Source organism: Atlantibacter sp. MEI4A-1023 (genome assembly GCF_056155425.1).
In genome coordinates this window covers 4,421,344-4,444,830 of sequence record NZ_CM149568.1, presented here as the reverse complement: position 1 = coordinate 4,444,830, position 23,487 = coordinate 4,421,344, and the positions used below count along the sequence as shown (strand labels likewise).

The following is a 23,487-nucleotide window of genomic DNA, read 5'->3' as shown; positions in this document are numbered from 1 at the left end:
GTTTTATTGATTTGTTCAGGAGAACAGGCCACATGGGCAAATTTCTGGGTTGGGTAGGAGGCGTATGTTTATTGCCAGGCGCGGCATTGGCGCAGGAGGCTGTCGTTCAGGAAGTGCATGATGCGCCTGCGGTTCGCGGCAGCATTATTGCGAATATGCTTCAGGAGCACGATAACCCGTTTACGCTTTATCCTTACGAGTCGAACTATCTCATCTATACGGTCACAGACGATCTGAATAAAGAAGCTATCGAAACTTACAATTGGTCCGATAATTCTCGCAAAGATGAAGTAAAGTTTCAGTTAAGTCTGGCGTTTCCACTGTGGCGCGGTATCCTCGGCCCTAACTCGGTTTTAGGCGGTTCTTACACCCAGCGTTCCTGGTGGCAGCTTTCTAATAGCGACGAATCTTCGCCGTTCCGTGAAACCAACTACGAACCCCAGGCGTTTTTAGGCTTCGCGACTGATTATCGCTTTGCTGGCTGGACGCTGCGCGACGTAGAGTTTGGTTATAATCACCAGTCTAACGGTCGTTCAGACCCGACGTCACGTAGCTGGAACCGCATTTATACGCGCCTGATGGCGCAGAACAATAACTGGCTGGTAGAAGTGAAGCCCTGGTATGTGGTCGGCAATACTGATGACAATCCGGACATCACCAAATACATGGGCTATTACCAGTTAAAAATCGGTTATCAACTGGGCGATGCGATCCTGAGCGCGAAAGGACAATATAACTGGAATACCGGTTACGGCGGCGCGGAGCTTGGCTTCAGTTATCCGGTGACGAAGCACGTGCGCCTCTATACTCAGCTGTACAGCGGTTATGGCGAGTCGCTTATCGACTACAACTTTAACCAAACCCGCTTCGGCGTGGGCGTAATGCTTAACGATCTGTTCTAAGGGCATTGCAGTTTCCCCCGCAGGCGCTGAAAATAGCGCCTGTTTTATTTTTAGTGATGGAGTGAGCGTGGCGCAGGCAGAAGTAATGAATCAGGAGTCGCTGGCGAAACAGGTTTTGCAGGAAACCTTCGGCTACCAGCAGTTCCGCCCTGGCCAGGAAACCATCATAAATACCGTGCTGGAAGGGCGCGATTGCCTGGTGGTGATGCCTACCGGCGGCGGTAAGTCATTGTGCTATCAGATCCCGGCGCTGGTGAAAAATGGCCTCACAGTGGTGGTCTCGCCGCTGATTTCCCTGATGAAAGACCAGGTCGACCAACTGCTGGCCAACGGCGTGGCTGCGGCCTGCCTCAACTCCACGCAAACCCGTGACGAGCAGCAGGCCGTGATGGCGGGCTGCCGAACCGGGCAAATCCGCTTACTGTATATCGCGCCCGAGCGCCTGATGCTCGACAATTTTCTCGACCAGCTTACCTTCTGGAATCCGGTGATGCTGGCGGTGGATGAGGCGCACTGTATTTCGCAGTGGGGGCACGACTTCCGCCGCGAGTACGCATTATTAGGCCAGCTGCGCGATCGCTTCCCCAATGTGCCTTTTATGGCGCTGACCGCCACGGCAGACGAGGCCACGCGCCGCGATATCGTTCATCTGCTTGGCCTGCACGATCCGCTGATCCAAATCAGCAGCTTTGACCGGCCCAATATCCGCTACATGTTGATGGAGAAATTCAAACCGCTCGATCAGCTGATGCGCTATGTGCAAGACCAGCGCGGCAAATCCGGCATTATCTACTGCAACAGCCGGGCGAAAGTGGAAGACACCGCCGCGCGGCTGCAAAGCCGGGGCATTAGCGCCGCAGCCTATCATGCCGGCCTGGAAAACGACGTGCGCGCCAACGTGCAGGAAAAGTTCCAGCGCGACGACCTACAAATTGTAGTGGCGACAGTTGCCTTCGGGATGGGTATCAACAAGCCGAACGTGCGCTTCGTGGTGCATTTCGACATCCCGCGCAATATCGAATCTTACTACCAGGAAACGGGCCGCGCCGGGCGTGACGGGCTGCCTGCCGAAGCGATGCTGTTCTACGATCCGGCGGATATGGCCTGGCTGCGCCGCTGCCTTGAAGAAAAACCGCCGGGCCAGCTCCAGGATATTGAGCGCCACAAACTCAACGCTATGGGCGCGTTTGCCGAGGCGCAAACCTGCCGCCGCCTTGTGCTGCTGAACTACTTCGGCGAAGGGCGGCAGGAGCCGTGCGGCAACTGCGATATCTGCCTCGATCCGCCGCGCCGCTATGACGGCCTGGTAGAAGCGCAAAAAGCATTGTCATGTATATATCGCGTTGGACAACGTTTCGGGATGGGCTACGTGGTTGAAGTGCTGCGCGGGGCAAACAACCAGCGCATCCGCGAATTCGGTCACGATAAGCTCAAAATTTACGGTGAGGGGCGTGACCATACCACCGAACATTGGGTGAGCGTCATCCGCCAGCTTATCCATCTGGGCGTAGTAACACAGAACATCGCCCAGCATTCGGCGCTGCAACTGACTGAAGCGGCGCGGCCATTCTTACGCGGCGAAGCGCCGTTGATGCTGGCGGTGCCGCGCGTCGTAGCGCTGAAATCGCGTGTGGCGCAGAAATCCTACGGTGGGAACTACGACCGTAAACTGTTCGCCAAACTGCGTAAGCTACGCAAAGCCATTGCCGATGAAGAAAACATCCCGCCTTACGTGGTGTTTAACGATGCCACGCTGATTGAAATGGCCGAGCAGATGCCGCTCAGCCCCAGTGAAATGCTCAGCGTCAACGGCGTGGGGATGCGTAAGCTGGAACGCTTCGGGAAAGAGTTTATGGCGTTGATTCGCAGCCATGCAGATGGTGACGACGAAGAGTAGTCAAGGCCAGGCAAACATGTCAGGATAGTTTCTCTCTTTATTGTTTGTCTGCGAGTCAATCATGTTAACGCTTTTCTTTACGGTGGCGCTGGTTCATCTGGTGGCGCTCATGAGTCCCGGCCCTGATTTTTTCTTTGTCTCCCAAACGGCGGTAAGTCGCTCGCGAAAAGAAGCCATGCTTGGCGTACTGGGTATTACCGCAGGCGTAATGGTGTGGTCCGGCGTGGCGTTGCTGGGTTTGCACATTATCCTCGAAAAAATGGCCTGGCTGCATAACATCATTATGGTGGGCGGCGGGTTGTATCTGTGCTGGATGGGCTATCAAATGCTGCGCGGCGCACTGAAGAAAAGCGACGCCCCTGCGCACGAACCGAATGTTGAACTGGCGCGCGGCGGACGCAGCTTCCTGAAAGGCTTGCTGACTAACCTGGCGAACCCGAAAGCGATTATCTATTTCGGCAGCGTATTCTCGCTGTTCGTCGGCGATAACGTCGGCAGCAGTGAACGCTTGGGCATTTTCCTGCTGATCGCTCTGGAAACCTTTGCCTGGTTTACCCTGGTAGCCAGCCTTTTCGCACTACCTGCGATGCGTCGCGGTTACCAGAGAATGGCGAAATGGATCGACGGCGTAGCCGGCGCGCTGTTTGCCGGCTTTGGGCTGCATTTGATTATTTCGCGTTAAGCTGCGTTTCAACTATAAAAAATGCCTGATACGATGTGTCAGGCGTTTTGTTTACTGAGCGCGTTATCAACGCTGCGTTGTTATAGCGATATGAGCGGTTGTATCTCGTTAATATATTTCTCCCATTTTTTCTCCCAGTCTGCTAATTTTTGTGATTTTTCAACTGCAGTCATACCGCTATAGGTATAGGAGTTTTTAATAAGCTCTTTAACGTCGCTGAGATCAATCATGGCCCCGTGATAAACCTCCCAAAGATCATAATATATACCTGCGGTTTCGAATATCTGCGGATCGTCAGAGCAAATCACGCATTTTACACCTTGCTGCATAAACTGAGCGATAGGGTGAATTCGCAGATCTTTGGTGTAACGCAGAATTTGATTGCTGACAGGACAGATTTCCAGACGGATTTTCTCATCGCGAATTTTTCCCAATAACGTTGGGAAGTTATAGAGGTTAATCCCATGCCCGATGCGTTGGGTCCCTAATGCCCATGCCGAGTGGATATTATCATTATCAACCCAATTGCTTTCGCCGTCATGGAAGTAAAAGTTAACAGGGCTTCTCATGTCGATAATTTTTTTGGCATAATCCTGGGTTCTGTGATTTATATCTTTTTCACTGACTACGTCAAAGCCAATGATAAACTCAGTGCCATCATCATCTTTTAATTTGCTTTGCCATTCGGGGATGCACTTCAGAATGGCCATCGCTTCCGTGATGTCGCTATCAGGATCTTTACTGGTGCGTCGGCTCGGCGCGACAATGGCTTTAACTTTTAAGTCAGGGCACCCCGAATTTTTCGCTTCGCGGTATGCGGCTTTCAATAACGTGAGGGCCTCCGGTGGCTCGGCAGTATAGGCTGATTTTGACGGTTCAGTAGCCGTAATTTCCGCGTCGTTGCTATCTACCAGAGCAGGAACACCCGTCCTAATTTCAATATAATCATTTCCATGTTCATACTGATGCTTAAACGCGGCGACATAATATTTTTTATATACATCTTTCACTTTGAGGACTGAGGAAACTGCAATAAAATAATCATTAAAACCATCCCAAATGTACTCTATATCATCTATGCGCGGATCAATAAACGTCAGCATCTTCTTAGAATGCATGAATACGGGATAATTGCTTTTAGCGATCTTGCTGTAATTATAAAAATTTGGATTAGTAGGTGCTTTTTTTAAATAATAAAGCTTTCCATTTGGATATAACGGTTTTAACCCAGCATCAGGATCCCAGTACACATACACGTTAGGAACATCTGCAAGCATCTTAGTAAATTTATCGTTATCCCAGGTTGCGCCAGTATGAATATGTAAATTCCCTCCCTGAGGCATTCTTTTAAATATCTCAAACAACGCATTGTACATGATGTCATTTTTAGCGTAATGAAACTTCAATGAAGGCGAGTAAGCGTCGTAAATATATTTCCTGTTACCAATCAGTTCATCTCTTTTCTTTTTCATATACGCATTGAGCTTTTCTTCTCCCTGCGTCAGTTTAGCTTCTGTTTGGTTAAACCAGCTTTTCCGGTCTTGATCTTTAATGCTCTTGATAAGCGCTAAATACTCGTCATAAGTGGCCGCACCTTTCATATTAAATGTCCTCCGCGTTTTGCGCGTTCATATCGCCGACAAGAATACCGTTAGCATAGAATCCCTCATCATTATCCAGTGACAGGTTGTAAACAGTGCTGCTGCATGTGAGAGGCTGGATTAACTCGACACGATGCCAGGCGATACCCTGCTGGCTTGACGTCGCTATACAATCATTGGCATTGATATCCTTGACGCGTTTCAACTTGATAGGGTTTTCGCTCCGCACATATAACGGATGGCTGGCGGTCGCTTCAAGTTGGCTACCATCTTCAGCCGTGATTAAAAACAGCTTATCTTCCGCTCCCTTCCAGATATTACTTACGGTAGCAAATTTTTTGTTAATACCACTCAAAACTCGATCGCCAATGCAAAGAGCATTAATAGGTTTGCATTGACCATCAGAGAGTGTGATTACTGTCGATTCTGCCAGACATCCCCACATAATTTTCAACGGTAAAATAGGTTCCTGGATAACTGTTCCGGTCCTGATTCGTTCCTTCGTCTTGCTGGTGAGTTTAAAAGTAACGGTTTGGAGACTTCCGGCCGGGAGATGGTACTCGATATCAAAACTCAGCGTGAAATTATAGGTCTGAGGCTTTAAATCACCCGCTTGTTTTAAATATATGCCCCAGTCGGTATCAAGTTCGTATTGAAGGGTCCCATTGTCGATGACTTCTGGTAAGAATTTATCATGGGGGATGATGGCAACGCCGCCTACGCTAATTCTTTCAATTATTGCCTTTTTATTTTTTACTATAGGATCGATTATTACGCTGCGGCCTAGTCGAATAATACCTTTTGCTGGTATTGCCAGGATGGGGTAGTAATCCAGCATATGCTTACTGTCAAAATTACAAACATAATCGCAGTCGCCTGACTGTTCGGGTAATCGACGAAGCGAGATAACGATATTGTTCTCATCGCGATGATAGGTTACAGGGAGGTAGGGGGCCCTGTTGGTGCCAAAAATAATAGTCGAATCCTCTTTTTTAGGATAAATATGGGTATAAACAGGTGCTAATTAATATGAGCCAAAATCGAGATCTGGCTGCTTGATTGTTATCTCTTTCATCATATGCAGTTGAACAGTACGACCCAGGTAATCTACTATTTGACATTCAGCGACAAGAGTGAGATTTTCAATATCAGTAATATCATGGATTTTCTGTAGCGAGATTTCATTAGTCGATGTAAAACGATCCGTGCTTGCCGATGAGACCAGTTCAATCGAAGTATAGCGCTCAGAAGTTAACGCATTAAAAAAATGAGCAACAAAATTAATCTGGCATTTCTCTTCCAGAAGCGAGGCGTAAATATTCAGATGGATAATGTCATCGCCTCGTTGCCATGAAAAATCATCAATGTTGATATAATCGTAAAAATAGAAGGGCTTCGGGGCTTCTGTTTCATGGAGAGTTAACCGTAAGGCCTGATATCCCTGTTCGATTTCCTGCGTATTTTTTTTGCACTGGAGAAGAGGGGAGGATGCGTAAAATATGGTTAGGGCAATTGCGTATATTATTAAGATCAATATTACTTTCTTTCAGTGAATTTTTAATTAACGTCATGGCGCTCACCTGCCTGAATTGAGAGAAATATATAATGGCTCGTCTTCACGAATGGCTTTTAGTAAAACCATCAGATCATGTGACTTAAAATAACAAATCAAATTTTTATATCATGAAGCGCATCACACTTATTTTTATTTCCGAAGTGAATGAAATGGCGTTAATTATTAGGCTGGGATGATTGTTTTTCACTAAACGTGGACGTTAAAGAAAATAGATAAACTATTGTGGCGTCGGGCATGTATAAACATTAACTGGAATGAAAATCCTTTCCCCGCTCAGAAAACAGTTTAATAAGAGATATAACGATTTAATTCAGGGATTATATTATCCCTGAATTACTATCAGGCATGGCGCGCGCTGGCCAGTAGCGCGCCCACCAGCATAAACAGCGATCCAAATACTCTGTTCAGCGCTTTCATCTGCTTCGGCCCTTTGATCCACAACGCGATGCGGGTGGCGAGCGTGGCATAACCAATCATCACAATCACGTCCACAATAATGGTCGTCACGCCGAGGATCGCATACTGCACGGTCTGCGGTTGATGAGGCACGATAAATTGCGGAAACAGCGCGGCAAGAAACACGATGCTTTTCGGGTTGGTTAAATTAACAAATACCGCGCGCTGAAACAGTTTGCGGCGCGGCTGGCTTTGCGCCAGGGTGTGCAAATCAATCGCTCCTGCGGCCCGCCACTGCTGAATACCCAGCCAGATGAGATACGCAGCGCCCGCCCATTTTAAAATCTCAAAAGCCATTAATGAACGGGAAAACAGCGCGCCGAGACCCACCCCTACCAGTACAATATGAATCGCCAGACCGAGCTGCAAGCCAGTAATAGACGCAACTGCACCGCGATAGCCGTGGCTCATCGCCGTACTCATGGTGTTGATGGCCCCGGAACCAGGAGAAAGGCTGAGGATGATTGTGGTGAGCAAATAGGTACACCACCATTCGAACGACATGGGGAACTCCCTGAATAAGCGCTTTTATGTCACAATACGCTATACCTTCTATCTTTCAAGTAGCCGACTCGCTGGCATCGCAAACAAAGCAGGAAGCCGCATTTTTCATACGCATTCACTCCGTAACGTCAGGGCAGGGCATCCCATGATTGAGCACAAAAATGGATGGTATTCCCGGGAAAAAGCGTTCGCCGCTTTTACTATGGGGCCGCTCACGGCGTTCTGGCAGCAGCGCGAAGAAGATGAATTTACCGGCGTGGACGGCGTGGCGGTGCGCTTTGTGCGTTTCCGCGCAGCCAGTCATGATCGGGTAGTGGTGATTTGCCCTGGCCGCATCGAAAGCTATGTGAAATACGCCGAGCTGGCATGGGATCTGTTCCATTGCGGCTATGATGTATTAATCATCGATCACCGCGGTCAGGGGCGTTCGGGGCGAATGTTGTCCGATACCCATCGTGGGCACGTGGTGCGTTTTAGCGATTATGTCGACGATCTGGAGCTGTTCTGGGAACAGGAAATCAAGGATGGTCCGTGGCGTAAGCGCTATGTATTAGCCCATTCCATGGGCGGCGCGATCTCCGCGCTGTTTTTAGAACGCCGCCCGGACGCATTTGACGCCATCGCGTTTTGCGCCCCGATGTTTGGGATTGTGCTGCGCTTGCCCGACTGGATGGTGCGTCAAATCCTCGACTGGGCGGAAGGGCACCAGCGTATCCGGGAAGGCTATGCTATTGGCACTGGCCGCTGGCGCGCGTTGCCGTTTGCGATTAACGTGTTAACCCACAGCCGGCAACGCTATCGCCGCAACTTGCGTTTTTACGCCGATGAACCAACGTTGCGCGTAGGCGGGCCGACGTATCATTGGGTAAGAGAAGGCATCCTTGCCGGAGAGCAGGTTTTAGCAGGGGCCACTGCGATGACCACGCCGACATTGCTCCTCCAGGCAGAAGAAGAACGTGTGGTGGATAACCGCATGCACGATCGCTTCTGTGAAATTCGGGCCGCGGCGGGCCACCCCTGTTGGGGGGGTAAACCTTTCGTCATTAACGGTGCGTACCATGAGATCCTGTTTGAAAAGGACGCTATGCGCGCCGAGGCGCTTAATGCCATCGTCGACTTTTTCGATGCGCATAATTAACTACTGGCGGTCAGGCCGCCTGTTACCAACCAGAGGTTATTATTTTTATGTATCAGGTCGTTGCGTCTGATTTAGACGGTACCCTTTTATCCCCTGACCACACCCTGTCTCCTTTTGCGAAAGAGACGCTGAAATTGCTGACGGCTCGCGGCATTAACTTTGTGTTTGCGACGGGGCGTCACCATGTGGACGTGGCCCAAATCCGCGACAACCTTGAAATCAAGGCCTACATGATCACCTCAAACGGCGCGCGGGTGCATGATACCGACGGTAAGCTGGTGTTCAGCCATAACCTGGATCGCGATATCGCCGCCGATCTGTTTGGCGTGGTGCATACCAACCCCGATATCGTGACCAACGTTTACCGTAATGACGACTGGTTTATGAACCGCCACCGCCCGGACGAAATGAAATATTTCCGCGAAGCCGTTTTTAAATACACCCTATTTGAGCCGGGCGTGCTGGAGCCGGAAGGCATCAGCAAAGTGTTCTTCACCTGTGACGATCACAAGAAATTGCTGCCGCTGGAGCAGGCGATTAATGCGCGCTGGGGCGACAGGGTTAACGTCAGTTTCTCTACCTTAACCTGCCTGGAGGTTATGGCGGGCGGCGTTTCCAAAGGCCATGCGCTGGAGGCGGTATCTAAAGCGATCGGCTATTCCCTGAAAGAGTGCATCGCGTTTGGCGACGGGATGAACGATGCGGAGATGCTGTCGATGGCAGGCAAAGGCTGCATTATGGCTAACGCGCACCAGCGCCTGAAAGATCTGCTGCCGACGCTGGAAGTGATTGGCACTAACGCCGACAATGCGGTCCCGCACTATCTACGCCGTTTATTCCTTAACGAAGCCTAAGCGACAAAGTGACGAGTGGTTTATATTTAACCACTCGTCAACCAAATACCCAAGCTCATATCGTTCACTCTCGCTACAATGCGGTTTTCTGCTGGAAACGGGTATTCCCGGGGAAACATTGTGCCGCTACTCATTATCACCACCATTCTGTGGGCGTTTTCTTTTAGCCTGATTGGCGAATACCTTGCCGGGCATGTCGACAGCTATTTTTCTGTGCTGATGCGCGTTGGGCTGGCGGCGCTGGTGTTTTTGCCGTTCCTGCGTTTTAAGGGCCTGAAACCGAAAGTTATCGCGCTGTATATGCTGGTGGGCGCGCTTCAACTGGGCGTGATGTACCTGTTCAGCTTCCGCGCTTATCTTTACCTGACGGTCTCCGAGTTCTTGCTGTTTACCGTCCTGACGCCGTTGTATATCACGCTGATTTACGACCTGCTCAGCCGCCGCCCATTGCGCTGGGGCTACGCGTTCAGCGCGCTGCTGGCGGTGATTGGCGCGGCGATTATTCGTTACGATCAGCTCAGCGAGCATTTCTGGTTTGGGTTGCTGCTGGTGCAACTGGCGAACATCAGCTTTGCTATCGGGATGGTTGGCTACAAGCGACTGATGGAAGTGCATCCGATGCCGCAGCACAACGCGTTCTCGTGGTTTTATCTCGGCGCGTTTGTGGTGGCGGGCGTGGCCTGGCTGGCGTTAGGCAATCCAAACAAACTGCCTGGCACCACGCTGCAATGGAGTGTACTGATCTGGCTGGGCGTTGTGGCGTCCGGGCTGGGCTACTTTATGTGGAACTACGGGGCAACGCAGGTGGATGCCGGTACGTTAGGGATCATGAACAACGTGCATGTCCCGGCGGGGCTGCTGGTTAACCTCGCCATCTGGCAAGAGCAACCCCACTGGCCGAGTTTTATTATTGGTGGGTCGGTGATAATGGCTTCGCTGTGGGTCCATCGACGCTGGGTCGCGCCGCGCTCTTCACAAACGGCAGATGATCGCATGCGTGGTTCCGCGCAGAGCGAATAAACGCATCGATAACCGGCTGACGCTGCTCGCCATCGCGCACAGCGGCGTACAGCCGGCTCCACAATCCTTCACCCAGGGTTTTGGTCACGACCAGGCCCTGGCGTTCAAAACTCTCCACTACCCAGTGCGGCAGCGCGGCGATACCCATCCGCGCCGACACCATCTGAATCAACAGCAGCGTGTTATCAACGCTTTTCAGCGACGGGCTGACGCCAGCAGGCTCCAGAAAATGACGCCACACGTCCAGGCGCTGGCGCTGCACCGGGTAAATCAGCAGCGTTTCCCCGGAGAAGTCTTCTGGCGTGATGCGCGGTTTGCTGGCCAGCGGATGATCGGTCGCCAGCACCAGACGCACTTCAAAATCAAACATCGGCGAATAGTGCAGACCGCTGCGCGGCAAAATGTCGGACGTTAATACCACGTCCAGCTCGCTCTGCTGAAGCGCAGGCTGTGGGTCGAACGTGACGCCCGATTTGAAATCCATCTCTACCAGCGGCCACTGCTTGCGGAAATTCTCCAGCGCCGGGGTCAGCCACTGAATACAGCTGTGGCACTCAATCGCAATCCGCAACTGGGACTGCTGCGGTTCATTGCACTCCTGTAGCGCCCGGCTGATTTGCGGTAGCACCTGAGTTGCCAGTTGCAGCAGAATCTCGCCCTGCGGGGTAAAGCGCAGCGGCTGGCTTTTACGAACGAATAGCTTAAACCCGAGGCGCTGCTCCAGATCGCTGAACTGATGAGAGAGAGCAGACTGCGTCTGATGCAGCGTGGCGGCCGCAGCGGCGAGTGAACCGCAGTTCTGCAGGGCCAGCAGGGTCTTAAGGTGTTTAATTTCGATCATGAAAGTCCTTCACTTTGCCATGAGGAATTTGCGCTTGAGGAATATACAGTAACTGCTGATTATGGATGTGTAAACATCTGGACGGCTAAATACCTAGAATTCCCTAAGAGGCAGACAATGACAATCTACAATCACACCCTCGGTTTCCCTCGCGTTGGCCTGCGTCGCGAATTGAAAAAAGCGCAAGAAAGTTACTGGGCGGGCAACAGCACCCGTGAAGAATTACTGGCGGTGGGGCGCGAGCTGCGTGCCCGCCACTGGGATCAGCAAAAAGCGGCAGGCGTGGACCTGCTGCCGGTGGGCGATTTCGCCTGGTACGATCATGTTCTGACGACCAGCCTGCTGCTGGGCAACGTGCCAGCGCGCCACCGGAATAAAGACGGCTCCGTGGATATCGATACCCTGTTCCGCATTGGCCGTGGCCGCGCGCCAACCGGTGAACCAGCAGCGGCAGCGGAAATGACCAAATGGTTTAATACTAACTATCACTATATGGTGCCGGAATTTGTTAAAGGCCAGCAGTTCAAACTGACCTGGACCCAGTTACTGGATGAAGTGGACGAAGCGCTGGCGCTGGGCCACCACATTAAACCGGTACTGCTGGGGCCGATCACCTATCTGTGGTTGGGCAAAGTGAAAGGCCAACAGTTTGACCGCCTGTCGCTGCTCAATGACATCCTGCCGGTTTACCAGCAGGTGCTGGCGGAACTGGCAAAACGCGGCATCGAGTGGGTACAGATTGACGAACCGGCGCTGGTGCTGGAACTCCCGCAAGCGTGGCTGGACGCCTACAAACCGGCTTATGACGCGTTGCAGGGCAATAGCAAACTGCTGCTGACCACCTATTTTGAAGGCGTCACGCCGAATCTGGATACCATCGCCGCACTGCCGGTGCAGGGCCTGCACGTTGATTTGGTGCAAGGCAAAGACGACGTGGCAGAACTGCATCAGCGTTTGCCGTCCGAGTGGCTGCTGTCTGCGGGTGTGATTAACGGTCGTAACGTCTGGCGTGCCGATCTGACGGAAAAATATGGGCAGATTAAAGACATCGTCGGTAAACGCGCCGTATGGGTGGCATCCTCCTGCTCCCTGCTGCACAGCCCAATCGATCTGAGCGTGGAAACCCGTCTGGATACGGAAGTAAAAAGCTGGTTCGCCTTCGCCCTGCAAAAATGTGAAGAACTGGCGCTACTGCGCGACGCCCTGAAAACCGGCGATACGGCTAAAATTGCCCAATGGAGCGCCCCGATTCAGGCGCGTCGCCACTCTGCCCGTGTACACAACCCGGCGGTGTGCGAGCGTCTGGCGGCAATTACCGCGCAGGATAGCCAGCGTGCCAGCGCCTACCCGGTACGTGCCGAAGCACAGCGCGCGCGGTTTAATCTTCCGGCATGGCCGACCACTACTATCGGTTCATTCCCGCAAACCACCGAGATCCGCGGCCTGCGCCTGGACTTCAAAAAAGGGAATCTGGACGCCAGCAACTATCGCACCGGCATTGCCGAACACATCAAGCAGGCGATTGTTGAGCAGGAGCGCCTCGGCCTTGACGTGCTGGTTCACGGAGAAGCGGAACGTAACGACATGGTGGAATACTTCGGCGAGCACCTGGACGGCTTCGTATTTACCCAAAACGGTTGGGTGCAGAGCTACGGTTCACGCTGCGTGAAGCCGCCAGTGGTGATTGGTGATATCAGCCGTCCTGAGCCGATTACCGTGGAGTGGGCGAAGTACGCGCAGTCCCTGACCGACAAGCCGGTTAAAGGCATGTTGACTGGCCCGGTGACGATCCTTTGCTGGTCGTTCCCGCGTGAAGACGTCAGCCGCGAAACCATCGCTAAGCAGATTGCGCTGGCGCTGCGCGATGAAGTGGCCGACCTGGAAGCCGCCGGGATTGGCATTATCCAGATTGACGAACCGGCACTGCGCGAAGGGCTGCCGCTGCGTCGCGCCGACTGGCAGGCCTATCTGGCGTGGGGCGTGGAAGCGTTCCGCCTGAACGCCGCCGTGGTACGCGATGATACCCAGATCCACACCCATATGTGTTACTGCGAGTTCAATGACATCATGGATTCCATTGCCGCGCTGGATGCAGATGTGATCACTATCGAAACCTCACGGTCGGATATGGAGCTGCTGGAATCCTTTGAAGAGTTCGAATACCCGAATGAAATCGGCCCGGGCGTGTACGACATCCACTCGCCGAACGTGCCGGATGTGGAATGGATTGAGGCGCTGCTGCAAAAAGCGGCGCAGCGTATTCCGGCGCAGCGTTTGTGGGTTAACCCGGATTGCGGCTTGAAAACGCGCGGCTGGCCGGAAACCCGCCAGGCGCTGGCGAACATGGTCAAAGCGGCGCAGAACCTGCGTAGCGCGTAATAAAAAACCCGCTCCTGAACAGGAGCGGGTTTAACTTTTGATGCAAACTGGCCGTTACTTTTTAGTGCCGTAACGGCTAAACCACTCCAGCATTCTCTGCCAGCCGTCTGCGGCAGATTCCGCATGATAGCTCGGGCGATAATCAGCGTTAAACGCGTGGCCGGCTTCGGGATAAACCACGATTTCTGCGTTAGCATTCGCAGCGCGCAGCGCCTGGCGCATCGTCTCCACGCTTTCCAGTGAAATGCCCGTGTCCTGAGCCCCGTACAGACCCAGCACCGGCGCGTTAAGATCCACGGCGATATCCACCGGATGTTTTGGCGAGTTGAGCGTTTTATCACCCAGCAATTTGCCATACCACGCCACAGCGGCTTTTAGCTGCGGGTTATGCGCGGCGTATAGCCACGTGATGCGTCCGCCCCAGCAGAAACCGGTCATCATCAGACGATGCGGGTCACCGCCCTGACGGGAAGCCCAGTTCGCCACATGATCGAGATCCGCCAGCACCTGAGCGTCGGGCACTTTGCTGACCAGGCCGCTGAACAGCGACGGGATATCGTCATATTCCGCCGGATCTCCCTGGCGGAAATAGAGTTCCGGCGCGACGGCCAGGTAGCCTCCATGGGCCAGGCGGCGGCAGATATCGCGAATATGTTCGTGGACGCCGAAAATCTCCTGCACCACGATAACCACCGGTAAAGGTTGGTCGGCATTTTCCGGGCGGGCATACCAGGCCGGCATGTTTTCGCCCTGGCTTGGAATTGAAGTTTCGCCACAATGGATGGCATCTTCGGCGGTATGTACTACCGTTGAAGCGACAGGTGAAGCGGCGGAAGCAAATCCTGAAGGGTTGTCTGTTGTGTTTTGTTTTGTCATGGCCAGGCTCCGTAACCATTTTTTTAGCGCAAACCTAACTATAGCCTGCGAGTCGAAAATTCGTACACGTAAAACCCGTTCCTGTGATCGTCACCGGGAAGGGTTTTTTATGTGATCATTGTCACTATTTTATGGAAATGTTATGCAAGCGAATTCCATGCAAGTGAATTGAGTCACGAAATTACCTTGGCAGCTTCTGTAAAGTACCCTTTTGCAGCTTCTGACAAACCGACCCAAAGAGGAGTCATTTATGTCTACGTCTGATGTTTTTCACCTCGGCCTTACAAAAAACGACCTGCAGGGCGCAACGCTTGCCATCGTACCTGGCGACCCGGAACGAGTGGAAAAGATCGCCGCGCTGATGGATAAGCCGGTTAAGCTGGCATCACACCGCGAATTCACCTCCTGGCGCGCAGAGCTGGACGGCAAACCGGTTATCGTCTGCTCTACCGGTATCGGTGGCCCGTCTACCTCCATCGCTGTTGAAGAACTGGCACAGCTGGGCATCCGTACTTTCCTGCGCGTGGGAACCACTGGCGCAATCCAGCCGCATATCAACGTTGGCGATGTGCTGGTAACGACGGCGTCCGTCCGCCTTGATGGCGCAAGCCTGCATTTCGCGCCGATGGAATACCCGGCGGTAGCGGATTTCGCCTGCACCACCGCGCTGGTAGAAGCGGCGAAAGCCGTGGGCGCTACCACACACATCGGCGTCACCGCCTCTTCCGACACCTTCTACCCAGGCCAGGAGCGTTACGACACTTTCTCTGGCCGCGTTGTTAGCCGCTACAAAGGCTCGATGGAAGAGTGGCAACAGATGGGCGTAATGAACTATGAGATGGAATCGGCAACGCTGCTGACCATGTGCTCCAGCCAGGGGCTGCGTGCAGGGATGGTTGCCGGGGTTATCGTTAACCGCACCCAGCAGGAAATTCCGAACGCGCAAACTATGAAACAGACCGAAAGCCACGCAGTGAAAATCGTGGTTGAGGCCGCGCGCCGCCTGATCTAACGTACTTCGCCAGCCCTGCATTTCTGTTGGGCTGGCGCCTGTCCCGCCGGTTTTCCCTTCACTGGCGCGCCTTGTTTTTAATCTTTTGCGCGAGGCCTCGCAGTAAATGCCTTTAAAACTGGACATTTATCCAGCACAATCCCATTTTGCTCAGGTGGGGTTAATGCGGGAGGCATTATGGATTTCTCTCTGTTACTGATGGCGGCGGTTGCGCTGGCGGGCGTGTTGCTCGGCTGGCTGGGCGCAAGCCTGCGGGCATCGCAGCGTCAGGCTGATCTGCTGGCGGAGCAGCGCGATGTGTTCAGCGAGTTAAGCGCGACGAAACAGGCGTACGAGCACTGGCGCGAAGAGTGCGAATTGCTTAACGGCGAACTGCGCACCCTGAGGGATATCAAAAGCTCGCTCGAAGCCGATCTGCGCGAAGTCACCACGCTGCTTGAAACCACGCGTCAGCATAACGACGACAAACTGCGCCAGATGATGAGCAGCGAGCAGCGCCTCAGTGAGCAGTTCGAAAACCTCGCAAACCGCATTTTTGACCGCAGCCATCGCCAGGTGGAGGAGCAAAACCGCCAGAGCCTGAACGGGCTGCTCACCCCCCTGCGCGAACAACTTGATGGTTTTCGCCGCCAGGTGCAGGACAGCTTCGGCCAGGAAGCGCGTGAACGCCACACGCTGACCCATGAAATCCGCAATTTACAGCAGCTCAACGCGCAAATGGCCCAGGAGGCGATTAACCTGACCCGGGCGCTGAAAGGCGACAATAAAACCCAGGGCAACTGGGGTGAAGTGGTGCTGACGCGGGTACTGGAAGCATCCGGTTTACGCGAAGGGTATGAGTATCAAACCCAGGTCAATATTCAGTTAGACGATCGCAGCCGTATGCAGCCGGACGTGATTGTGCGTCTCCCCCAGGACAAAGACGTGGTGGTAGATGCCAAGATGACGCTGGTGGCCTACGAGCGTTACTTCAACGCTGAAGATGAATACCAACGTGAACTGGCGCTGAATGAGCACATCGCAGCCATTCGCAGCCATATTCGCTTACTCAGTCGTAAAGATTACCAACAGCTTCCCGGCTTGCGGTCGCTGGATTATGTCTTAATGTTTATTCCCGTCGAGCCCGCATTTTTACTGGCTATCGACCGGCAACCGGAACTGATCAGCGAAGCACTGAAAAGTAACATCATGCTGGTCAGCCCCACCACTTTGCTGGTGGCGTTACGCACCATTGCCAACCTGTGGCGGTACGAGCATCAAAACCAGAACGCCCAGCAAATTGCCGAACGCGCCGCAAAGCTGTACGACAAAATGCGGCTGTTTGTTGATGATATGTCCGCCGTCGGGCAGGGGCTGGATAAAGCGCAGGAAAACTACCGGCAGGCCATGAAAAAGCTCAGCTCCGGACGTGGAAACCTGCTGGCGCAGGCTGACGCGTTTCGCACGCTTGGCGTGGAAGTAAAGCGCGAGATTAATCCGGAAATGGTGGAACAAGCGCGTCTGGATGACGAAGAGTTTCGTTTGCGCAGCATTGACGATGAGCCGAAAAACTATTCGCAAAACAACGCGCCAGGGCCGATTCCGCCTGTTCAGCGCACCGGTAACGATTGTTAAAACAGGCTTGAAACATAGGGCAATCGCGCCCAATCTGTTACACTTCACGAACATTTTTTATCAATAGCAGGCTCCGAAATGGTTGATGATTCACAGGACACAACGCACTTTGGCTTTCAGACCGTAGCGAAAGCGCAGAAGGCGGATATGGTGGCGCAGGTTTTCCATTCTGTTGCAGCGAAATATGACGTTATGAATGACCTGATGTCGTTCGGGATCCATCGCTTATGGAAGCGCTTTACTATTGATTGCAGCGGTGTGCGCCGTGGACAGAAGGTGTTGGATCTGGCGGGAGGGACTGGCGATCTGACGGCGAAGTTTTCCCGTCTGGTGGGCGAAACCGGTACGGTGGTGCTGGCGGATATCAACGACTCGATGCTGAAAATGGGCCGTGAAAAACTGCGTAATATCGGCGTGGTGGGCAACGTTGAATACGTTCAGGCCAACGCGGAAGCGCTGCCGTTCCCGGATAATACCTTTGATTGCATCACCATCTCGTTTGGCCTGCGCAACGTCACCGACAAAGACAAAGCGCTGCGCTCCATGTATCGCGTGTTGAAGCCCGGTGGCCGCCTGCTGGTGCTGGAGTTTTCCAAACCGGTTATCGACCCGTTAAGCAAAGCCTATGACGCTTACTCATTTCACGTGCTGCCGCGCATCGGCGAGCTGGTGGCGCAGGACGCGGAAAGTTACCGCTATCTGGCGGAATCTATCCGTATGCATCCAAACCAGGACACGCTGAAAGCGATGATGGCGGATGCCGGTTTCGATAACGTCGAATATTTCAATATGACCGCGGGTATTGTCGCGCTTCATCGTGGTTATAAGTTTTAAGGGAGGCCGCGGATGCCAATAACACCGCTTATTACCGCCGGTATCGAAGGGGCGTTAAACGCTTTTTTGTATCAGGATCGGGCGCTTAAATCTGCACGTCAGCGGTTGCAGGGAAAGGTGTTGCGTATTGCCCTCCGCGAATTCTCTACCCCGCTGGTATTGATCTTCAGCGAACAGCAGGTTGATGTGCTGGGGCAATGGGAAGGCGAGACCGACTGTTCGGTGACAACGCGTCTCTCCGTATTGCCGGAACTGCGCAACCGCCAGCAGTTGACTGCGCTGATCCGCCGTGGCGATCTGGAAGTCGAAGGTGATATCCAGGTGGTACAGAATCTGGTATCCCTGATGGATTTGGCAGAGTTCGACCCGGCTGAACTGCTTGCGCCCTATATTGGCGATATCGCCGCAGAAGGGCTGGGCAAATTCTTACGCACCGGCGCACGCTTTGTGAAAAAAGGCGTTGAACGCAATCAGCGCTATCTTGCAGAAGCGGTGACGGAAGAGTGGCGCATGGCCCCCGGTCCGCTGGAAGTCGCCTGGTTTGCTGAAGAAACTGATGCACTTGCGCGCTCGCTCGATGCGCTTATTGGTCGTTTAGAAACGCTGGAGGCCAAATGACGCCAGGTGAAATTCGGCGCCTGTACTTCATCATTCGTACTTTCTTAAGCTATGGGCTGGACGAGCTCATACCGAGGATCCGCATCACATTGCCGCTGCGCTTATGGCGGCGCACCCTGTTCTGGATGCCCAACCGTCATGGCGACAAAGAGTTAGGCCAACGGCTGCGTCTGGCGCTTCAGGAACTCGGCCCGGTGTGGATTAAGTTTGGTCAGATGCTGTCTACCCGCCGTGACCTGTTCCCACCGCAAATCGCCGACCAGCTTGCTATGTTGCAGGATCGCGTTGCGCCCTTTGACGGCGTGCTGGCGAAGCGCCAAATTGAAAAGTCGATGGGCGATATTCCGGTGGAAACCTGGTTCGATGAGTTCGACATCAACCCCCTTGCATCGGCGTCCATTGCCCAGGTGCATACGGCAAAGCTGAAAGAGAACGGTAAAGAAGTCGTCATTAAGGTTATTCGTCCTGACATCCTGCCGATTATCAGAGCTGATTTGAAGCTTATCTACCGTCTGGCACGCTGGGTACCTCGCTTATTGCCGGATGGTCGCCGCTTACGGCCGGTGGAAGTGGTGCGGGAGTATGAGAAAACGCTGATTGATGAGCTGAATTTGCTGCGCGAAGCGGCAAACGCCATCCAGCTACGGCGCAATTTCGAAGAGAGCCCGATGCTGTATGTGCCTGAAGTCTATTCAGATTATTGCAGTGAAAATATGCTGGTGATGGAGCGCATTTACGGTATTCCGGTCTCTGACGTGGAAACCCTTGAGCGCAACGGCACCAATATGCAGTTGCTGGCGGAACGCGGCGTTCAGGTGTTCTTCACCCAGGTCTTCCGTGACAGTTTCTTCCATGCCGATATGCATCCAGGCAATATTTTTGTCAGCTATGAACACCCGGAAAACCCCAAATACATCGGTATCGACTGCGGTATCGTCGGCTCGCTGAATAAAGAAGATAAGCGCTATCTGGCGGAAAACTTCATCGCCTTCTTTAATCGCGATTACCGTAAGGTAGCCGAACTGCACGTGGATTCAGGCTGGGTACCGCCGGATACCAACGTCGAAGAGTTTGAGTTTGCGATTCGTACCGTGTGCGAGCCCATCTTTGAGAAGCCGCTGGCGGAAATCTCTTTTGGTCACGTGCTGCTGAATTTGTTCAACACTGCACGTCGTTTCAATATGGAAGTGCAGCCGCAACTGGTACTTTTGCAAAAAACGCTGTTGTACGTGGAAGGCGTTGGTCGCCAACTTTATCCACAGCTCGATTTATGGAAAACGGCGAAACCTTTTCTGGAATCCTGGATCAAAGATCAGGTGGGTTTTCCGGCGCTGGTTCGCTCTTTTAAAGAGAAAGCACCGTTCTGGATCGAAAAAATGCCAGAAATACCTGAACTGGTGTACGACAGTTTGCGCCAGGGCAAACAATTGCAACAAAGCGTTGATAAAATCGCCCGCGAGTTACACGAACAGCGCGTGCGGCAAGGACAGTCACGTTACCTGTTTGGTATTGGCGCGACGTTGCTGTTAAGCGGAACGTTAATGCTGGTGACTCGCCCGGAATGGGACTTAATCCCGGCATGGGTTATGGCGGGCGGTATTGTCGTATGGCTGATTGGCTGGCGTCGTACTGGCTCGATTTAATACATCATGGAATGACTGCGTTGAAAGTTATCCAAAAAGCGAGCGTTATTTTCACAATTAGCACAAAAACTCTGTGACCATTGTGGATATGTTTACCATCGCTGATGCAGCCTGGATAATGAGCGGTATATAATGCGGTTTGCAAATTTCATCATCTGTAGCTGAGGATTTATATGGGTGGCATTAGTATTTGGCAGTTATTGATCATTGTCGTTATCGTCGTTCTGCTTTTCGGGACCAAAAAGCTCAGTTCTCTGGGTTCCGATCTGGGTGCCTCCATCAAAGGTTTCAAGAAAGCCATGGGCGATGACGAGCCGAAAAACACCTCCACTCAGGATGCTGATTTCACTGCGAAATCTCTTTCTGATAAGCAAAGCGACGTAAAGAAAGACGAAGCGAAGAGCAACGATAAAGAGCAGGTGTAAGCCGTGTTCGATATTGGTTTCGGTGAGCTGGTTCTTGTCTTTGTCATCGGCCTCATTGTGTTGGGGCCGCAACGTTTGCCTGTTGCGGTCAAAACCATTGCCGGGTGGGTGAGGGCGCTACGTTCCCTTGCCACCACCGTGCAGAATGAGCTGACCCAGGAGTTAAAACTCCAGGAATTCCAGGACAGTCTCAAGAAAGTTGAGAAAGCGAGCCTTAATAATCTCACCCCAGAGCTCAAGGCTTCCATGGATGAATTGCGTGAAGCGGCAGAGTCAATGAAACGCACCTATACGGCGAATGACCCGGAAAAGGCGCATGACGAAGCACACACCATTCATAATCCGATTGTGAAAGACAACGAAGCGGCGCATGAAGGCGTTACGCCAGCTACGGCAGAAAATCAGGCGAGCGCGTCGGCACAAAAACCGACTCCGGCTGTTGAACAGCCTGTCGATCTGACCAAAGCGCCACCGGCTTCGACGTCTTCTCCGGCAGACGCCGCGCCGTCGTCCTCAAGTGAAAAATCCTGAACATGGCTGTAGAAGATACTCAACCCCTAATCAGTCACCTGATTGAACTGCGTAAGCGTCTGCTGAACTGCGTTATTGCGATTCTGGCGATCTTCCTGGCGCTGGTCTATTTCGCTAACGATATCTATCAGTTGGTCTCCGCGCCGTTGATAAGCCAGATGCCACAGGGCGCAACCATGATTGCGACTGATGTGGCATCGCCGTTTTTCACGCCGATCAAGCTGACCATGATGGTGTCGGTGATCCTGTCCGCACCGGTGATCCTCTACCAGGTATGGGCATTTATCGCCCCGGCGCTGTACAAGCATGAACGCCGTTTAGTGGTGCCGCTGCTGGTTTCCAGTACGCTGCTGTTCTACATCGGTATGGCGTTTGCCTATTTCGTGGTGTTCCCGCTGGCGTTTGGCTTCCTGACCCATACCGCGCCGGTCGGCGTGGTGGTTTCAACCGATATCGCCAGCTACCTGAGCTTCGTTATGGCGCTGTTTTTAGCGTTTGGCGTGTCGTTTGAAGTCCCGGTTGCCATTGTGCTGCTGTGCTGGCTGGGCGTCACCACGCCAGACGACTTACGTAAAAAGCGTCCTTATGTGTTAGTGGGCGCGTTTGTCGTGGGTATGCTGCTGACCCCGCCGGATGTCTTCTCGCAAACCTTGTTGGCGATCCCGATGTATTTTCTGTTTGAAGTCGGGGTGTTCTTTGCCCGCTTCTACGTTGGCAAACGACGGGAACCGACGGAAGAAGAAGAGACGCAAGAGTCTAAAGAATAATTGAAACCGCCTCCGGGCGGTTTTTTACAGGATAAATGGCATGTTTGATATTGGCGTCAACCTCACCAGCGGGCAATTTGATAAAGATCGGGATGACGTGGTGACGCGGGCTTTCGCCGCAGGTTTGTCAGGTATGTTAATAACCGGTACCAACCTGGACGAAAGTCAACAGGCGCAGCAGCTTGCCAGCCGCTACGATCGCTGTTGGTCGACTGCGGGCGTTCATCCCCATGACGCCAGCCACTGGCTGCCGGAAACCGCTGATGCGCTGCGCGAACTGGCAAAAGCGCCGGAAGTCGTCGCTATCGGCGAATGTGGCCTGGATTTCAACCGCAATTACTCTACGCCAGAAGATCAGGAGCGGGCGTTCACCGCTCAACTGGCGCTGGCGGCGGAATTATCGCTGCCGGTGTTTATGCATTGTCGCGATGCCCATGAGCGGTTTATCGCCCTGCTGACGCCCTGGCTTGATAAGTTGCCGGGCGCAGTGCTGCACTGCTTTACCGGTACGCGAGAAGAAGCGAGGGCGTGCCTGGATTTAGGGATTTATTTAGGTATTACGGGGTGGGTATGCGATGAACGTCGCGGGCTTGAACTGCGCGAATTGCTGCCGATGATACCCGCTAATAAACTGTTTTTCGAAACCGATGCGCCCTGGCTGCTGCCGCGCGACCTGCCAGCCAAACCCTCATCGCGCCGAAACGAGCCGTGCTATCTGCCGCATATTATTAGCCAGTCGGCGATGTGGCGCGGTGAAGACGCGCAGCAATTGATCCAGCAAACGGACGAGAATGTGCGAACGCTGTTTGGCATCCGCTTCTGATTATTGCTTTTTGAACTCGGTATTCTGCACGCTTTGCAGCACCTGTTGATTGAGCAGATTTAACAGCAGCATGGAGCGCGCTTCGCCGTCAGGCTCGGTAAAGATCGCATTCAGGCCTTTGAACGCGCCGTGGGTGATAACAACGGTATCGCCGGGATAGGGTGTGCCCGGATCGGTTATCTCTTCAGACTGGTATTGTACCAGCTGGTCAATAACGGTAACCGGTACGGTGGCTGGCTGGGTGCCGAAGCGTACAAAGTGGCTGACGCCACGGGTGGCGTTAATCGTCGTAGTGTGGATGACTTCCGGGTCAAATTCGACAAACAGGTAGTTTGGGAACAGCGGTTCACTGACTGTAGTGCGTTTTCCACGCACCATTTTTTCCAGCGTGATCATCGGTGTGAGGCAGGTCACCGCCTGGCGTTCCAGATGCTCCTGGGCACGCTGAAGTTGACCTCGTTTACAGTACAGTAGATACCAGGATTGCATAAACA

Annotated in this window: 23 protein-coding genes; 16 read left to right on the top strand and 7 right to left on the bottom strand. The window is 53.0% G+C overall.

Features of this window, described 5'->3' with window-relative positions; all coding sequences use genetic code 11:
- Positions 1-32: 32 nt before the first annotated feature.
- The 3 genes from pldA to rhtC all read left to right on the top strand — a co-directional run bounded on the left by pldA (position 33) and on the right by rhtC (position 3,481).
- Positions 33-902: a phospholipase A gene (pldA, locus tag ACVV26_RS21060; protein ID WP_312984533.1), complete on the top strand. Its 870-nt coding sequence runs from the start codon at positions 33-35 to the stop codon at positions 900-902.
- 67 nt (positions 903-969) lie between these two features.
- Positions 970-2,799, top strand: a complete 1,830-nt coding sequence (gene recQ / locus ACVV26_RS21055; protein ID WP_312984531.1) for an ATP-dependent DNA helicase RecQ — start codon at positions 970-972, stop codon at positions 2,797-2,799.
- 61 nt (positions 2,800-2,860) lie between these two features.
- Entirely contained in the window at positions 2,861-3,481 is a 621-nt protein-coding gene (rhtC, locus tag ACVV26_RS21050; RefSeq protein WP_474799188.1) for a threonine export protein RhtC, read from the top strand.
- Positions 3,482-3,561: 80 nt separating this feature from the next.
- Here the strand turns inward: rhtC and ACVV26_RS21045 are convergent, their stop codons facing one another.
- The 4 genes from ACVV26_RS21045 to rhtB all read right to left on the bottom strand — a co-directional run bounded on the left by ACVV26_RS21045 (position 3,562) and on the right by rhtB (position 7,618).
- On the bottom strand, positions 3,562-5,082 hold the full coding sequence (locus tag ACVV26_RS21045; protein WP_474799186.1) for an amidohydrolase family protein: 1,521 nt from the start codon (positions 5,080-5,082) through the stop codon (positions 3,562-3,564).
- A 1-nt stretch (position 5,083) separates the two neighbouring features.
- Complete coding sequence (locus ACVV26_RS21040; RefSeq protein WP_474799185.1) at positions 5,084-5,920, bottom strand: Hint domain-containing protein; 837 nt, start codon at positions 5,918-5,920, stop codon at positions 5,084-5,086.
- A 186-nt stretch (positions 5,921-6,106) separates the two neighbouring features.
- Positions 6,107-6,616: a hypothetical protein gene (locus ACVV26_RS21035; protein ID WP_474799184.1), complete on the bottom strand. Its 510-nt coding sequence runs from the start codon at positions 6,614-6,616 to the stop codon at positions 6,107-6,109.
- 381 nt (positions 6,617-6,997) lie between these two features.
- A complete protein-coding gene (rhtB, locus tag ACVV26_RS21030; protein WP_474799183.1) occupies positions 6,998-7,618 on the bottom strand; it encodes a homoserine/homoserine lactone efflux protein in 621 nt (206 codons plus the stop codon).
- Between the two features lie 145 nt (positions 7,619-7,763).
- On the opposite strand from rhtB, the gene pldB reads away from it, so the two are divergent.
- The 3 genes from pldB (at position 7,764) to ACVV26_RS21015 (ending at position 10,630) form a co-directional block, all read left to right on the top strand.
- Positions 7,764-8,756 (top strand): lysophospholipase L2, encoded by a 993-nt coding sequence (gene pldB / locus ACVV26_RS21025; protein WP_312984522.1) that lies wholly within the window; start codon positions 7,764-7,766, stop codon positions 8,754-8,756.
- A gap of 47 nt (positions 8,757-8,803) precedes the next feature.
- Entirely contained in the window at positions 8,804-9,610 is an 807-nt protein-coding gene (yigL, locus tag ACVV26_RS21020; RefSeq protein ID WP_312984520.1) for a sugar/pyridoxal phosphate phosphatase YigL, read from the top strand.
- A 120-nt stretch (positions 9,611-9,730) separates the two neighbouring features.
- Positions 9,731-10,630, top strand: coding sequence for a carboxylate/amino acid/amine transporter (locus ACVV26_RS21015; protein ID WP_474799182.1), 900 nt, complete (start codon positions 9,731-9,733; stop codon positions 10,628-10,630).
- On the opposite strand, the gene metR is transcribed toward ACVV26_RS21015, so the two are convergent.
- A complete protein-coding gene (metR, locus tag ACVV26_RS21010; protein WP_474799181.1) occupies positions 10,518-11,471 on the bottom strand; it encodes an HTH-type transcriptional regulator MetR in 954 nt (317 codons plus the stop codon). The two genes, ACVV26_RS21015 and metR, sit on opposite strands and share 113 nt — an antisense overlap.
- 117 nt (positions 11,472-11,588) lie before the next feature.
- Here metR and metE point away from each other — a divergent pair, with 117 nt between their 5' ends.
- The gene (metE, locus tag ACVV26_RS21005) at positions 11,589-13,850 is read left to right on the top strand and encodes a 5-methyltetrahydropteroyltriglutamate--homocysteine S-methyltransferase (protein WP_474799179.1); all 2,262 of its coding nucleotides are present in this window, start codon (positions 11,589-11,591) and stop codon (positions 13,848-13,850) included.
- A 54-nt stretch (positions 13,851-13,904) separates the two neighbouring features.
- On the opposite strand, the gene ACVV26_RS21000 is transcribed toward metE, so the two are convergent.
- The gene (locus ACVV26_RS21000; protein WP_474799177.1) at positions 13,905-14,726 is read right to left on the bottom strand and encodes a dienelactone hydrolase family protein; all 822 of its coding nucleotides are present in this window, start codon (positions 14,724-14,726) and stop codon (positions 13,905-13,907) included.
- A 250-nt stretch (positions 14,727-14,976) separates the two neighbouring features.
- Here ACVV26_RS21000 and udp point away from each other — a divergent pair, with 250 nt between their 5' ends.
- From udp to tatD, 9 genes are all read left to right on the top strand, one after another.
- Entirely contained in the window at positions 14,977-15,738 is a 762-nt protein-coding gene (udp, locus tag ACVV26_RS20995; protein WP_474799175.1) for a uridine phosphorylase, read from the top strand.
- 177 nt (positions 15,739-15,915) lie between these two features.
- Positions 15,916-17,352, top strand: a complete 1,437-nt coding sequence (rmuC, locus tag ACVV26_RS20990; protein WP_474799173.1) for a DNA recombination protein RmuC — start codon at positions 15,916-15,918, stop codon at positions 17,350-17,352.
- 78 nt (positions 17,353-17,430) lie between these two features.
- On the top strand, positions 17,431-18,186 hold the full coding sequence (ubiE, locus tag ACVV26_RS20985; RefSeq protein ID WP_125295480.1) for a bifunctional demethylmenaquinone methyltransferase/2-methoxy-6-polyprenyl-1,4-benzoquinol methylase UbiE: 756 nt from the start codon (positions 17,431-17,433) through the stop codon (positions 18,184-18,186).
- Positions 18,187-18,198: 12 nt separating this feature from the next.
- Entirely contained in the window at positions 18,199-18,804 is a 606-nt protein-coding gene (gene ubiJ / locus ACVV26_RS20980; protein WP_474799171.1) for a ubiquinone biosynthesis protein UbiJ, read from the top strand.
- On the top strand, positions 18,801-20,447 hold the full coding sequence (ubiB, locus tag ACVV26_RS20975; protein WP_474799170.1) for a ubiquinone biosynthesis regulatory protein kinase UbiB: 1,647 nt from the start codon (positions 18,801-18,803) through the stop codon (positions 20,445-20,447). Before ubiJ ends, ubiB begins: the two co-directional genes overlap by 4 nt.
- A gap of 173 nt (positions 20,448-20,620) precedes the next feature.
- Entirely contained in the window at positions 20,621-20,872 is a 252-nt protein-coding gene (tatA, locus tag ACVV26_RS20970; protein WP_125295483.1) for a Sec-independent protein translocase subunit TatA, read from the top strand.
- Positions 20,873-20,875: 3 nt separating this feature from the next.
- Entirely contained in the window at positions 20,876-21,403 is a 528-nt protein-coding gene (tatB, locus tag ACVV26_RS20965) for a Sec-independent protein translocase protein TatB (RefSeq protein WP_474799169.1), read from the top strand.
- A gap of 2 nt (positions 21,404-21,405) precedes the next feature.
- The gene (tatC, locus tag ACVV26_RS20960; RefSeq protein WP_312984503.1) at positions 21,406-22,170 is read left to right on the top strand and encodes a Sec-independent protein translocase subunit TatC; all 765 of its coding nucleotides are present in this window, start codon (positions 21,406-21,408) and stop codon (positions 22,168-22,170) included.
- A 40-nt stretch (positions 22,171-22,210) separates the two neighbouring features.
- Positions 22,211-22,993 (top strand): 3'-5' ssDNA/RNA exonuclease TatD, encoded by a 783-nt coding sequence (gene tatD / locus ACVV26_RS20955; RefSeq protein ID WP_474799168.1) that lies wholly within the window; start codon positions 22,211-22,213, stop codon positions 22,991-22,993.
- Here tatD and rfaH read toward each other — a convergent pair whose 3' ends face one another.
- Entirely contained in the window at positions 22,994-23,482 is a 489-nt protein-coding gene (gene rfaH, locus ACVV26_RS20950; protein ID WP_312984500.1) for a transcription/translation regulatory transformer protein RfaH, read from the bottom strand.
- Between the last annotated feature and the right edge of the window lie 5 nt (positions 23,483-23,487).